Here is a 13,774-nt window from a genome sequence, read left to right on the forward strand (position 1 = left end):
GGTTACCCAAGTTTCATCACACCGCTTTCGTTGGAGAAAAAAAATGAGCGACGCCTTCACCCGTCAAGTTCAGGATTTCACCCGCCAGGCTCAGGAGATGTTCTCCGCTGGCAAGGACGCCAAGATCCCCGAGAATATGTCGGCTTTCGCCGAGGACGCAGTTGCCAAGTCGCGTGAGGTCTACAACAAGATGACCGCCGCCACGAAGGATAACGCCAAGGTTGTCGAGGATGTTCTCCTCACCGCCCAGGCCGGCGCCAAGTCTATCGGCGAGAAGCTGATCGCCAACACGATCGCTAACACCGACGCCGCTTTCGATGCCGCCCAGGCCATGGCGAAGGCAAAGACCTTCCCCGAGATCGCCCGCCTGCAGGCCAACTTCTGGCAGCAGCAGTTCGCGACCGTCGGCAGCCAGTCCAAGGAGCTGCTTGAGCTCTCCTCGAAGGTTGCCAAGCAGACGTTCGAAACCGTCGGCTCGGCTGCTACGAAGTCGTTCGAGCAGTTCAAGACAGTCAACTAATACTCTTAACGGTATCTTCCGCCATTGCGGAGGAACGTTTGGGTCTCGCTTCAAGGGTGTCGCCTCATTTGTGAGGCGGCACCCTTAATTTTTGCCATGGCGCCAAGAAGATCTCCATTGTCCGAAACGGCTTGATATAGTCCCAGCTATGATCGGAGCGGAAACCACCCGGATTGTGCGTAGAGCAAGAACGTCTGATGGACGTCGCTTGGCGGATATCTTTGCGGAGACTTGGCGTCTCACCTATCAGGGCATCATTCCGCATGCACACCTGGAGTGCCTTGTGCGCCAACGCGGAAAGGCGTGGTGGACCAAGGCAATCCGAAACGAAGCCCATCTGCTTATTATCGAGGTCGGAGGCGAGGTTGCCGGTTATGCGACGTGCGGCGCAGCGCGTAGCAATGGCGTCTACAAGGGCGAAATCTATGAGCTCTATATCGCGCCGTACTTCCAGGGTCTGGGACTTGGAGAACACCTGTTTGAGGCGTGCCGAAGTGAACTCGATGCGCGTAGCCTCGATGGTCTGATCGTGTGGGCGCTTGAAGACAACCCCGACGCAGGAGATTTTTACCAGCGTCGCGGCGGACGCCCTTCGGCACGCTCGATCCAGCGTTTTGGGCCAACAAGGCTCGGCAAGATCGCCTATACTTGGCGTTGACAGCACACGGCACTAACGCCCGATGTCGCGTCAGCCCGGCCTTTCCACAAGTTGCGTCTAGGTCTACTTCTAGGCCTAAATGGCCATTGCCGATAATAAGGCAATGACGGCAACTGGTGCCCCAAGCTATCGCGCCCAAGAAGAAGGAACAGCTCCTCATGCGCCTTGATGCAATCAAGCCAGGCAATAATCCCCCAGAAGACATCAATGTCGTGATCGAGGTGCCGGTCGGCGGCGAGCCGATCAAGTACGAAATGGATAAAGCGTCTGGCGCTTTGGTAGTCGATCGGTTCCTCTATACGCCGATGCGATATCCGGGAAACTATGGCTTCGTTCCCCACACGCTGTCTCCTGATGGCGACCCGATCGACGTACTGGTTTGCAACACGCGCGCGATCGTGCCGGGAGGGGTGATCAGCTGCCGACCGGTCGGCGTTCTCGTGATGGAGGACGATGGCGGTGGTGATGAGAAGATTATCGCGGTTCCCTCCACGAGGCTCACCAAGCGCTACGATAAGGTCAAGACCTATAGCGACCTTCCGGAGATCTCCATTCAACAGATTGAGCATTTTTTTGCCCACTATAAGGATCTGGAACCCGGCAAATGGGTCAAGATCGACCACTGGGGACACGCTGATGAAGCCAAGAAACTGATCTCCGAAGCGATTGAGCGCGCCAAGCAAAAGGCTTAACTGCAAAGCGGAAAACACCCCTCCGGCACTTTCACTTCCAGGTTCGCGTTGCTATACCCGCCGCCAAGCAGGCGCCGTCGGGCGCGAATAACGTTTTCCGGGAGAGAAAATGAAGATTGCCGTCATGGGTGCTGCCGGCCGTATGGGGCTGGAACTTGTGCGTGCCGTCTCAGCCGTGCCCGGATGCACGCTATCGGGCGCGACCGAGCAATCCGGCTCGAAGGCTATCGGAAAGGATATCGGCGAGCTGGCCGGGCTTGGCCCCATTGGCGTTAAGGTCACCGATGACACGCCCGGCGTTATCGCTGATGCCGAGGCCATTCTCGATTTCACCAGCCCCAAAGCGACGGTCGGCTTCGCTCGCGAGGCGGCCAAGCACGGGACTGCGCACGTAATCGGCACCACCGGATTTGACGCCGAAGGTGAGGCGGCCATCAAGGAGGCCGCGTCCAAAACCGTGATCGTCAAAGCCGGCAACATGAGTCTCGGTGTCAATCTCCTGGCTGCGCTGACGCGCAAAGTCGCCGCCGCATTGGGCGAAGATTTCGACATCGAGATCGTCGAAATGCACCATCGCCACAAGGTCGACGCGCCTTCCGGAACCGCCCTCATGCTGGGAGAAGCCGCCGCCAAGGGTCGCGGCGTCACGCTCGGTCAACGCTCCGTGCGGGTGCGCGACGGACATACCGGACCGCGCAACGCCGGCGACATTGGTTTTGCAACGCTACGCGGCGGAAGCGTAGTTGGCGACCACACCGTGATCTTCGCCGGAGATGGCGAACGCATCGAACTGACCCACCTCGCTGCTGACCGCGGCATTTTTGCTCGCGGCGCGGTCAAGGCGGCGTTATGGGGAAAAGGCCGCGCACCCGGGCTCTATGCGATGACCGACGTGTTGGGTATCTGAAGGCACGGCGCTCACGAGAGATGGCAAACTTTTTGAGATGACTGACGCTCTGACTGACAACGTGCTGGTTCTTGTTCGCCACGGCGAGAGCGAGTGGAACCGCCTCAATCTCTTCACAGGCTGGCGCAATCCGGATCTCACGGAGAAAGGTCTCATCGAGGCTCGCGTGGCAGGCCGCGCAATCAAGTACGAAGGCATCCGCTTTGATATCGCCTTCACCAGCGGCCTCAAACGCGCACAGCACACGCTCGACATCATTCTGTCGGAACTCAATCAGACAGAAGTGCCGATCGAGCGCTCCGATAAACTCAATGAGCGCGACTATGGCGAGCTGTCCGGTCTCAACAAGGACGAAGCGCGCAAGAAGTGGGGCGAGGAACAGGTCATGATCTGGCGCCGGTCCTACGACATCGCGCCACCCGGAGGTGAAAGTCTAAAGGATACGCTCGCGCGCGTCCGTCCCTACTACGAGAGCGATATCTGGCCTCACATCGTCATGGGAAAGAATGTTCTGGTCGCCGCGCACGGCAATTCGCTTCGTGCGCTCATCATGGTGCTGGAGAACTTGTCGGGTGAGGAGATCCTCAAACGCGAACTTCAGACCGGCGCACCGATCATCTACCGTCTGGGGGCAGACGGCCGTTCTATCGACCGCAAGGATTTAATCGCGCCGCGCTCGGCCGCGGCACCTCCTGTCGACCGAATTATCTGATAGTGAACGTCACGAACTCAGACTTCGACGCTGCCTTGCCGCGAGGGGTGCACCATGGCGATCGACGAATTAGCTGACAGTAAAAGCCTTTCCAACCGCGAGAAATATATTGGCGTCTATATCGGCATTCTGGCCGTCATGCTCGCAATTTGCAGCATGGGCGGCGACAATGCCGCCAAGGACGCCACGATAAAGAACATTGAAGCGGCAAATACCTGGGCTTTCTTTCAGGCCAAGAATGCCCGCCGTCAGGCGCTGCGCCTTCAAGCCGACGATCTTGAACTCAGACTCGCCATGGAGACGAGCATGAGCGAGGACCTCCGCAAGAAGGTGACCGAGCGCATCGCCGACTACAAAGCCCAGGATGCCAAGCTGACCAGCGATAAGGAGCGCATGGAGGGTCTCGATGAACTTTGGCAAAAAGGCAAAGCTCTGGAGAAAGAGCGCGACGATGCTCTAAAGCGCGATCCCTATTTCGACTACGGTCAGGCTCTTCTACAAATCGCGATCGTGCTGGCATCGGTCGCTATCATTTCGGGCGGTAACTTCCTTCTGTTCGTCAGCATGACCATCGGCGCGCTCGGATTGCTCTCGACGATCGGGGGCTTCACCTTACTCTTTCCAATGCCATTCTAGGCGCGCCTATCGCATAACGCGCACGGCTGGGGCCGGTCCTGCACGGACAAATCACGGCGCCGCCGCGCCGGCAGCCCCCAAGTCGATGATCTCAACGGTCGCCCCCGCGACCGCATCATCGCGCACGATTTCAGCTCGTCCTTCATAGCGACCCGGCTGCCAGGGTGCCTCACGCCGGCGCTTGCCCGCGTACGAAAAATACGTCGCCTTGTTGTGGTCCAAGGGCGCCGACAATTGTTCGACAAGAGGCCCGCCGGGTCCGTTGATCACGAGCCGAACCCGATCGCCAGCGAGCAAGTTGATAAAGCGGGCGTAGAACAACAATGCGGGACTGTCGGTCCGTAACGGCACGATCGCCGTGTCGTCCATTTCGAGCTTATTGAGTTCAGGCGGACTTTCGGTGAACCCCGCGCCGATAATCTCGCCGTTGCGATAACTGAAATGGGCAATGGCCGCAGGCTGCCAAAGGCCGGGATCCTTCGTGTTCAGGCCGCAACTGCCCTCCGGCGCATTGGGCGAAAACGGATCGACGATCTTGCCGTTGTGGCGCACCGTGAGGTGGACATGGGCGAAGTCAGCCATTCCCGAATAGCCCACAAGGCCTAATCTCTCGCCGCGTTTGACCTGCTGTCGTCGGCTCACCGAAATCGAACCATTCCGCAGGTGGCAATACTGCGTCTCCCAACCGTCGGCATGCGAGAGCACAACTCCGTTTCCACACTCTCGCCCCTTCACCACGTCTGGCTTGTTATCCCGCAGAAAGATGTCGGCGACGCCATCGCGGAGAGCTTTCACCTCGCCGTCCGCGGCCGCTAGAACCGCAAAGCCCTTCTCAGTGGCTTTGGCTGACAAGACGCGGAAATCAACGCCGTTGTGCCGGTCGTAGGTGGCGCCGCCGCAGGCGTAGTCCTTGGCGGCGGAGCTAGGATCGACGTCCATATAGCTTTGAATGAAGCAGGTGCGATGGGGTTCGCAATTGATGGGCAGCGACAACTCGAGGCCCTCTCCAGCCCGCGCGCGCATCGCTCCGGCGCAAAATACTATTAATAACAATGCCGTCCGGATTGATGCTGTCACCATCATCGCCCCTCTGCGCCAAAGTGCCGTCTGAATACGGCCTCGCTTGCAGCCCTCACGTTGAGAGGCTAGCACTAGCCGGCTCGAAATTCCCAATTCTATTGAAGATCGCGAAGGACTCCCATGGCAACCCACTCTCTGCTTCTTCTGCCCGGTGATGGTATCGGCGTTGAGACAATCGCTGAAGTCGAGCGGCTGATCACGTTCCTCAATGCCAAGGGCAAGGGCGGCAGCTTCACCGTAGAGCGGGATCTGGTCGGCGGCGCGGCTTACGACAAGCACGGCGTCGCGATCACCGATGCAGCAATGGCCAAGGCAAAGGCGTCCGATGCCGTCATCTTCGGCGCGGTCGGTGGGCCCAAGTGGGACAAGGTTCCTTATGAGCATCGCCCCGAGGCGGGCCTGCTGCGTCTGCGCAAAGACCTCGATCTGTTTGCCAATCTGCGTCCCGCCATTTGCTACCCGGCGCTCGCCGATGCTTCGAGCCTGAAGCGCGAACTGGTCGAAGGCCTCGATATCATGATCGTGCGCGAATTGACCGGAGGCGTATACTTCGGTGAACCCAAGGAGATCGTCACACTGGAGAACGGCGATAAGCGCGCCGTCGATACCCAGCTCTACACGTCGCCTGAGATCGAGCGCATTGCCAAAGTCGCGTTCGACCTTGCTCGCAAGCGCTCCAACAAGGTCCACTCCGCCGAGAAGCGTAACGTCATGAAAACCGGCGTTCTGTGGAACGAAATCGTCACGAAGACCCATAAGGCCTACGCACCCGACGTCCACCTTGAGCATATCCTAGCGGACAACTGCGCCATGCAGCTTATCCGCAACCCGAAGCAGTTCGATGTTATCGTCACCGACAACCTGTTTGGCGACGTGCTATCGGACGAGGCCGCGATGATGACCGGCTCGCTCGGTATGCTGCCGTCCGCATCGCTTGGCAGCCCCGATCCCAAAACCGGCAAGCGCAAGGCGCTTTACGAGCCGGTGCATGGCTCCGCACCTGATATCGCAGGCAAAGGTCTTGCGAATCCCATTGCAACGATTGCTTCTTTCGCCATGGCGCTGCGCTATTCCTGCGACATGAGCAAGGAAGCCGATCTGATCGACAAGGCAATCGCCAACGTTCTGGACAAGGGCCTGCGCACACCCGACATCATGCAATCGGGCATGACGAAGGTCGGAACGTCCGAGATGGGCGCTGCCATCGAGAAAGAACTACAGGCGCTGGTGGCCTGAGGACGCAGCAGCCGTGCCCGCCGACAATCCGCGCCACGGCGGCAGTTGCCGGTTTTGAAAGTGGGCTCGCGAGGGGCGCAGCAAAGCTCGCCCCTTGCACCTGAGCCCGCTATAAGTGCCCCCTCGGACGCCGGATGAGGGAGGGTACATGGCGAGCAATCTTTCAACGATCGGCTTCTTGTTCGATGGCGAGGACAAGTTCCGCGAGACCATGCTCGCATGCGCGGCCGAGGCACAAGATCAGGTGTCATGCCCTGCCGGAGACTACGGCATCTGGCGCTCACGCTCGGGCGCAGAAATCTGGTTCCACCTTGGACAGACGCCTGAGGGCCAGGTCGAGATACTGGGGCTAACGCCGTTTTTCGAAGGCAAAAGCGAAGTGCCGTTGACGCTCACCCAGGTCGTCGGCCGCGAGGGCGACAACCCCTTCGAAGGCGCCCTTTACGGGATGGTCAAACCAGAAGAAGAGAGCCGCGACGAAGGCGGATTCCCGATCATGTTCGAGGCGGTGGATTTTGCGCTGTCGTCTGCAGCTACGCTTCCGGGAAGCTATGTGGCGCGGCTCTCCGCTTTTGCGCGCGAGATCACAGCTTACGCCAGTGAAGAAACCTACTATGCGGCACACGAGGGGCTGGAACAGCCGGTGTTCGCCGCCCAAGCGTTCATCCCTATCGGGCTGTTCGCAGCCGAGCAAAGCCAGGAAGGCGCAGCGGCCGCCAGCGAAATACCGGCTTCCACCGTCCTCTTCACCGGCAAGATTATCGAACACAACGTCTTCACGAATGAGGCCTCGGGTCGCGAGTTCGTGTGGATGCTGGTCGAAACTTTGCAGGCAACCATCGACGTTCTGGCCGATCCGTCCATCATCGCTGGCACAATTGAGGATGGCGCGGTCGTGAAAGTATCGGCGTTGCTCTTTGGAAGGCTGATCGGCTAGCGCGACAGCAAGCACAGACGACCCTACACGTCGCTTAAACGTCGGCGCTTTCCGCGCAGGCTTCGGCCTTGCCTTCGACAGCCCCTCGCGCCGTCCAATCGGGCTTGGTGTCGGGCGATCCTGGCGCAGCCGCCTCGGTCCGCGTCACAAAATAGAATTCCAAACAATTGCGGGAAGAGGCCGTAACTCGGAAGCAACCGCCGGTGGGATCGGTGTCGTAGATCGTGCACAGGGTTCCTGAACGCACCGACCAGCGGCCGGTTAGGGTCAAACCATCCTCTGAGTATTGCAGCACGCCTCCTTCCAGGTAGCTTTCGGTGAAGTGGCGGCCCGAGGCGTACATTCCGTCCAGCGTGCGACCCTTGAGATGGCTCTCGATTTCGGCATTGCTGAGCCATGTATCGTCTTGCGCACGTACAGCTCGGGGCACAGCGGCCATAGCGGCGCTCAAGAAGGCAACAGCCATAATTGCCCCTGATCTTCCGATCCCGCCTTTGACCATGGACACGCCTCGCTCCTTGCAATCCGCTGTTGCGACACAAACATCAGATTGGCGCAAAACAAGGGCTGATGCGGCTCTAGGTCAACCCCACAGCCCTTGATCCGCTCTGCCGTGACGGGTAAGTGAAGCGCCACGTTGCAACCGCCTGGGATGAGTCCCAGGCCAGCACTCACAGGACATTAACGGATGGGCTACAAGGTCGCTATCGTTGGCGCTACGGGTAATGTCGGCCGCGAAATGCTTAATGTGCTTGCCGATCGCAGATTCCCGGTCAGCGAGCTCGTTCCGCTCGCCTCGCGCCGCTCCATCGGCACGGAAGTCTCCTTCGGCGACAAAACGCTGAAATGCCGCGACCTGGAAAGCTTCGACTTCAAGGGCACCGACTTCTGCTTGATGTCGGCGGGCTCTGCCGTCTCCAAGGAGTGGTCGCCCAAGATCGGCGCACAGGGCGCGGTCGTGATCGATAACTCTTCGTGCTGGCGCTACGATCAGGACGTACCGTTGATCGTGCCGGAGGTGAACGCCGACGCCATCGCCGGCTACACCAAGAAGAACATCATCGCCAATCCGAACTGCTCCACCGCGCAGATGGTGGTCGCGCTGAAGCCTCTCCATGACGCAGCCACGATTACCCGCGTCGTCGTCTCGACCTATCAGTCGGTTTCAGGTGCTGGCAAGGACGCGATGGATGAGCTGTGGCATCAGACCAAGGGCAAATACGTTCCGGGCCAAGAGGTCGATGCCAAGAAGTTTCCCAAGCAGATTGCCTTCAACTGCATTCCTCATATCGACGTCTTCATGGAGGATGGCTACACGAAGGAAGAGTGGAAGATGTTGGCGGAAACCAAGAAGATCCTGGACCCCAAGATCAAGCTCTCGGCGACGTGCGTGCGCGTGCCGGTATTCGTGAGCCACTCTGAATCGCTCAATATCGAATTTGTAAAGCCGATCTCAGCGGATGAGGCGCGCGAGATCCTGCGGGCGGCCCCTGGCATTCAGGTCATCGATAAGCGGGAACCTGGCGGCTACATCACGCCTGTCGAAGCTGCTGGCGAATACGATACCTTTGTCTCGCGCATTCGCGAGGACGCGACCGTCGAAAACGGTCTTGCGATGTGGATCGTCTCCGACAATCTGCTCAAGGGCGCCGCGCTCAATGCGGTTCAGATCGCCGAAGCGATGATCGAGCGCAGGCTGCTGCCCAAGGCGGCAGCCTGATCCCAGGCTCTCTCAACAAGCGGGATTGACGTGCATCCACGTCGATCTTCGCTTCAAAGACGAGTCCCGTCTCAAGCTTCCTTCTGGCTCTGTTCGCTCCCCAGGATTTCTATGATCGCGTAGAGATCGGAAAGCAGCTTTTCGCGCTGTGAAGCAGGCAGAGCGGACAAGATCTGTTCATCGACCTTGCGCGCCAGTGGCTCGGCCGACTTGAGAACCCGCCAACCTTCGTCGGTGAGCTTCACCGCGTAGGCGCGGGCATCTTCCTTGGTCCGGCGGCGCTGCAAGAGCCCCTTCTTCAGCATGCGCCGAACGATGTCGGCCAGCGTCGAACGGTCAATTCCCGTGCGCTCAACCAGATGGGTTTGGCTTAGGCCCTCGTTTGTGGACACCGTAAGCAGAACAGCATATTGGCGCGGCGTCAGATCGCCCTGACCCAGTTCAGCCTGGAATACCTCGGCTGCACATTGCCCAACCCGATGCAAGAGATGAAGCGGCGATCGATCCAACCGATTCGTCGAAATTTCTCTGGGCATTGCTCCCTCGAAGAAAGTGCTATTCCATAACGGCGAATGTACGAAAGGTTTTGAGTCGCTGTCTTGGAAATATTTCAGATCTACACAGATAAAGGGTCGTCATCGGACGACGACTGCCGAAAAGTGGCAGATCTGTACAAAAATTATCAGCTTTGATTAGAACGTCTACACAGATGTAACTTCATTCGTAAGATTTTTCCTACCCGCGAAGCAATTCGGGACAGCAGTTCGAAGACCACATTATTAAGCTATTCTGCCCACAGATAGATTTAATACAAATTAATGACTTGGGTTTTCTTCATACTTCTTCAGCAGGCCGATCTGGGACATAGCAAAAACCATAGTGAGCGGCATAATACCGAACACTTTGAACGTGACCCAAGTATCGGTTGAATAAAAGCGCCAAACGATCTCGTTGAGAAGCGCCAGAAAAGCAAAGAACAGGGCCCACCGAATCGTCAGCTTGCGCCATCCTGGCTCGGTGAGCCGCATAACGTCGCCAAACACCATTTTGAGAAAGATCCGGTCCATCAGGAGACCGCTAAACAGCAACGCCGAAAAAATAGCGTTCACGATGGTGGGCTTCATCTTGATGAATTGCTCATCCTGAAGATAAAGCGTCAGCCCACCAAAGACCATCACGAACACGCCCGTCACCAGGGGCATGACCGCGACCTTGCCGAAGAGATACTTGGAGGCGAGCAGAGACACGACCGTCGCGGCCATGAAGCATCCAGTGGCCCAAAAGATAGCCTGCTTGGGATCGCTCAGATGCTTACCCGCTTGCCAGTTGACCAGAAAAAACAGGACCAGCGGACCGAGCTCCACGAGCAGCTTAAGGCCCTGGGCTTTGTCGAACTGCGGCTCGTTGGAAACTACGGACTTGTCGTCGGATTCACGCATTCTGAAAAAACCTCAACCTCAATGAGCGCCCGAATGCGGCGGGGGATCGGGTAAGCGATATTTCTGCAAAGACCGTGTCAGCAACCAAGCATACAGCACCGACAACGGCAGAATGATCGCAATCTTGAACAGGATCCAGACATTCACGCCGTTCATGGTATAGCCCAGGATCTTGTAGAGGTGGTCGTCAAGATAAGTCTGGCGCACGTATTCGTTGGCCACCGCCGTAAAAATGAAGAACAGCGCAAAACTCCAAGTGAATTTGTTCCATCCCTCATCGGTGTAGTGGAATGTCTCGTGGAATACGAACTTGAAGAAGTTGCGCTTGATGATGAGGCCGCCGATCAGGAAAATCGCAAACAGCGCGTTGAAGATCGTCACCTTGATCTGAACCCACATCGGATCGCCCGTGACGATCGTCATGAGCCCGAAGACGACCGTTACCGTCGAAGCGATGAGCGGGAAGAACGGCGGGCGGTGAAACATGTAGAACATCACGCCGATCGCTATCACGGTCGTGATCAGCAGAGCCCACGTTCCAGCTTCGATACCCGCAACGGCATTGACGACGAACATCGTAATGAGCGGCCCGAACTCGCTCAGGATGTTGATCGTCTGCTCTGCATTGAAGGGAAAGAACTTCTTCAATCTGCTCATGTGAATTCCAGTCTCTCCTCTTTTGAGCGTCGGCCCTGCCCGGCCGTTGGCGCGGATATCAACCCGCAATCGCTCTGGCAAAATCCGCCGCCGCGAACGGCTGCAGATCGTCCACCCCCTCACCCACGCCGATGGCATGCACCGGCAGCTTAAACTTTTCTCCAATTGCGACCAAAATGCCGCCGCGCGCCGTGCCATCCAGCTTTGTCATGACAAGGCCGGTAACGCCTGCGCGCTTTCCAAACACTTCCACTTGCTGCAACGCGTTTTGTCCGGTCGTCGCGTCAAGAACAAGCACAACGTCGTGGGGCGCCGATGGATCGATTTTCTTGAGAACACGTGTGACTTTCTCGAGCTCTTCCATCAGGGCCTGCTTGTTCTGAAGCCGACCGGCAGTGTCGAGCAGCAAAACGTCGGTGCCTGCGTCTTGAGCCTTTTTCAAGGCGTCGTAAGCAAGCCCGGCAGAATCTGCTCCAACCGCGCTTGCAACCACAGGTGTTCCGGTTCGCTCGCCCCAAACTTTCAACTGATCGATGGCCGCGGCGCGAAACGTATCGCCTGCAGCCATCATCACCGACTTGCCTTCCGATTTTAACTTCGAGGCAAGCTTACCGATGGTGGTTGTTTTGCCGGTGCCGTTGACGCCAACCATCATGATGACATGGGGCCTATTCTTGACGTCGACGGTGAGCGGCTTTGCAATTGGTGCAAGCACCTTTTCCACTTCGTTAGCAAGAATGGCGCGCACCTCATCGGGCGAGATGCCCTTTTCGAAGCGGCCCTTACCAATGGCTCCCGAAATGCGCGCAGCCATGGCCACGCCGAGGTCGGATTGAATGAGCAGATCTTCAAGGTCTTCAAGCGTATCGGCATCGAGCTTGCGCTTGGTGAAGAGCCCGGTGATGCCTTCGCTAAGCTTGCCTGACGTCTTGCCGAGACCGGCTTTGAGACGCTGGAACCATGTAAGTTTAGGAGCTGGCTGTTCAACAGGAGTAGGAGCGGCAGTGCTGGCCGCGGCCTCGGCAGGCGGCGGCGCGGGCGATGGTGCTTCTTGCTCTGGCGAAGCAAGTTGCGAAGCCTGCGCATCTTCCTGCTCCACCGCATCAACGGCGGCGCGGTTGGTCACAGACTCATGCCCCACAGTGTCTGGCGCGGGTGGGACTTGCACAGGAGCGTCTGGTTCGGTCGCCTCTTGCGTCTTACCGCCAAACAGGCGGCCAAAGAGACCTTTGCGTTTCGCTTCAGGTTCGCTCACGCCAAGACCTCACCAATCAATTTATCCCCATTACGCCCCGTGATGCGGGCCTTGACGATCTCGCCCGCAAGGAACGCCTCACGGCCTGAAACATCCACTTCAGCGAATTGCGGTGTGCGTCCGACGCAATCGCGCTCCATCAAGATCTCACAACGCTGCCCGGCTTGGGTGCTCAAATAGGTTTCCAGCACATCCGAGCCCTTGGCGCGCAATCGCGCGGCACGTTCCTTCACCGTCGTGCGCGCAACCTGCGGCATGCGCGCCGCCGGCGTACCTTTGCGAGGCGAAAACGGAAAAACGTGCAGGAAGGTCAAACCACACGCATCCACGATGTCGAGAGAGCGCGCGAACATCTCCTCCGTTTCGGTGGGGAAGCCCGCAATCAAATCCGCGCCGAACACGACGCCAGGACGCATACGGCGCACGTTCTCGCAGAAGCGGATCGCATCGTCGCGACCGTGGCGGCGTTTCATGCGCTTCAAGATCAGGTCGTCGCCCGCCTGCATCGACAGATGCAGATGCGGCATGAGGCGCTCTTCATCGGCGAAAGCAGCCAACAAATGCGGATCGGCTTCCACCTGATCGATGGAGGACAATCTAAGCCGCTTCAAGTCTGGCACGTGCCTGAGGATCTGACGCACGAGCTTGCCGAGCGTCATGTCGCCGGGCAGATCGGGGCCGTAGGATGTGATGTCCACGCCGGTCAGAACCACCTCTGGAAAGCCCTTTTCGACCAGGCGGCGGATCTCGCCCACCACCTCACCCGCAGGCACGGAGCGGGACGGACCGCGGCCATAGGGAATGATGCAGAACGTGCAACGATGATCGCAGCCGTTCTGAACCTGCACATAGGCGCGTGCGCGCGCGCCGAAACCGTCAATCATGTGCGAGGCTGTTTCGCGAACACTCATGATGTCGTCGACTTGGACGCGCTCGGTATCGGGCAGCATCAGCCCCGCAAACGTTTCCGCCTTCATCTTCTCGGCGTTGCCGATGACGTGATCGACCTCGTCCATCTCGGCGAAGCGTTCTGGTTCCACCTGCGCGGCGCATCCCGTAACGATGATGCGCGCATTGGGCTGCTCGCGGCGGATCCGGCGAATTGTCTGCGAGGCATTGCGGACGGCCTCGCTCGTCACCGCGCACGTATTGACGATCACTGCCTGCTCCAGCCCCGCCTCGCGCGCATGGCGACGCATCACTTCCGATTCGTAGGCATTGAGCCTGCAACCGAGCGTAATGACGGTAGGGTCTGAATTTTCAGATCTGGCAGTCACGTTTGGTCTGCTGGTTGGTGTTTCTTTCAGGGCTTTGCATTTCGACGC

General features: G+C 58.4%; 16 protein-coding genes. 9 read left to right on the plus strand and 7 right to left on the minus strand.

From position 1 onward, the window contains the following. Positions 1-43 precede the first annotated feature (43 nt). From R3D51_04095 to R3D51_04120, 6 genes are all read left to right on the plus strand, one after another. The gene (locus R3D51_04095; GenBank protein MEZ5898656.1) at positions 44-520 is read left to right on the plus strand and encodes a phasin family protein; all 477 of its coding nucleotides are present in this window, start codon (positions 44-46) and stop codon (positions 518-520) included. A gap of 208 nt (positions 521-728) precedes the next feature. Then, positions 729-1,178 carry a GNAT family N-acetyltransferase gene (locus R3D51_04100; GenBank protein ID MEZ5898657.1) on the plus strand — a complete coding sequence of 150 codons (450 nt, stop codon included), beginning with the start codon at positions 729-731 and terminating at the stop codon, positions 1,176-1,178. A gap of 158 nt (positions 1,179-1,336) precedes the next feature. Continuing rightward, positions 1,337-1,870, plus strand: a complete 534-nt coding sequence (gene ppa / locus R3D51_04105; protein ID MEZ5898658.1) for an inorganic diphosphatase — start codon at positions 1,337-1,339, stop codon at positions 1,868-1,870. Between the two features lie 109 nt (positions 1,871-1,979). Next, the gene (dapB, locus tag R3D51_04110; GenBank protein ID MEZ5898659.1) at positions 1,980-2,777 is read left to right on the plus strand and encodes a 4-hydroxy-tetrahydrodipicolinate reductase; all 798 of its coding nucleotides are present in this window, start codon (positions 1,980-1,982) and stop codon (positions 2,775-2,777) included. A gap of 49 nt (positions 2,778-2,826) precedes the next feature. Further along, entirely contained in the window at positions 2,827-3,489 is a 663-nt protein-coding gene (locus R3D51_04115; protein MEZ5898660.1) for a 2,3-bisphosphoglycerate-dependent phosphoglycerate mutase, read from the plus strand. Between the two features lie 54 nt (positions 3,490-3,543). Beyond that, positions 3,544-4,125, plus strand: coding sequence for a DUF4337 domain-containing protein (locus R3D51_04120; protein MEZ5898661.1), 582 nt, complete (start codon positions 3,544-3,546; stop codon positions 4,123-4,125). A 51-nt stretch (positions 4,126-4,176) separates the two neighbouring features. Here R3D51_04120 and R3D51_04125 read toward each other — a convergent pair whose 3' ends face one another. Then, on the minus strand, positions 4,177-5,118 hold the full coding sequence (locus tag R3D51_04125; GenBank protein ID MEZ5898662.1) for a M23 family metallopeptidase: 942 nt from the start codon (positions 5,116-5,118) through the stop codon (positions 4,177-4,179). Positions 5,119-5,325: 207 nt separating this feature from the next. On the opposite strand from R3D51_04125, the gene leuB reads away from it, so the two are divergent. Both leuB and R3D51_04135 read left to right on the plus strand, forming a co-directional pair. Continuing rightward, the gene (gene leuB, locus R3D51_04130; GenBank protein ID MEZ5898663.1) at positions 5,326-6,441 is read left to right on the plus strand and encodes a 3-isopropylmalate dehydrogenase; all 1,116 of its coding nucleotides are present in this window, start codon (positions 5,326-5,328) and stop codon (positions 6,439-6,441) included. A gap of 148 nt (positions 6,442-6,589) precedes the next feature. Next, positions 6,590-7,378 carry a hypothetical protein gene (locus R3D51_04135; GenBank protein MEZ5898664.1) on the plus strand — a complete coding sequence of 263 codons (789 nt, stop codon included), beginning with the start codon at positions 6,590-6,592 and terminating at the stop codon, positions 7,376-7,378. A gap of 34 nt (positions 7,379-7,412) precedes the next feature. On the opposite strand, the gene R3D51_04140 is transcribed toward R3D51_04135, so the two are convergent. Further along, the gene (locus tag R3D51_04140) at positions 7,413-7,880 is read right to left on the minus strand and encodes a hypothetical protein (protein MEZ5898665.1); all 468 of its coding nucleotides are present in this window, start codon (positions 7,878-7,880) and stop codon (positions 7,413-7,415) included. Between the two features lie 186 nt (positions 7,881-8,066). Here R3D51_04140 and R3D51_04145 point away from each other — a divergent pair, with 186 nt between their 5' ends. Next, positions 8,067-9,098: an aspartate-semialdehyde dehydrogenase gene (locus R3D51_04145; protein MEZ5898666.1), complete on the plus strand. Its 1,032-nt coding sequence runs from the start codon at positions 8,067-8,069 to the stop codon at positions 9,096-9,098. Between the two features lie 71 nt (positions 9,099-9,169). On the opposite strand, the gene R3D51_04150 is transcribed toward R3D51_04145, so the two are convergent. The 5 genes from R3D51_04150 to mtaB all read right to left on the minus strand — a co-directional run bounded on the left by R3D51_04150 (position 9,170) and on the right by mtaB (position 13,726). Next, positions 9,170-9,634, minus strand: coding sequence for a MarR family transcriptional regulator (locus R3D51_04150; GenBank protein MEZ5898667.1), 465 nt, complete (start codon positions 9,632-9,634; stop codon positions 9,170-9,172). A gap of 279 nt (positions 9,635-9,913) precedes the next feature. Then, positions 9,914-10,537, minus strand: coding sequence for a septation protein A (locus tag R3D51_04155; GenBank protein ID MEZ5898668.1), 624 nt, complete (start codon positions 10,535-10,537; stop codon positions 9,914-9,916). A gap of 18 nt (positions 10,538-10,555) precedes the next feature. After that, complete coding sequence (locus tag R3D51_04160) at positions 10,556-11,194, minus strand: septation protein IspZ (protein MEZ5898669.1); 639 nt, start codon at positions 11,192-11,194, stop codon at positions 10,556-10,558. Positions 11,195-11,252: 58 nt separating this feature from the next. Next, entirely contained in the window at positions 11,253-12,449 is a 1,197-nt protein-coding gene (ftsY, locus tag R3D51_04165) for a signal recognition particle-docking protein FtsY (GenBank protein MEZ5898670.1), read from the minus strand. Beyond that, complete coding sequence (gene mtaB, locus R3D51_04170) at positions 12,446-13,726, minus strand: tRNA (N(6)-L-threonylcarbamoyladenosine(37)-C(2))-methylthiotransferase MtaB (GenBank protein MEZ5898671.1); 1,281 nt, start codon at positions 13,724-13,726, stop codon at positions 12,446-12,448. The genes ftsY and mtaB overlap by 4 nt, the downstream gene beginning before the upstream one ends. Positions 13,727-13,774: the final 48 nt, after the last annotated feature.

Source organism: Hyphomicrobiaceae bacterium (genome assembly GCA_041397645.1).
In the GTDB taxonomy this organism is placed as follows: Bacteria; Pseudomonadota; Alphaproteobacteria; order Rhizobiales; family Hyphomicrobiaceae; genus Hyphomicrobium_B.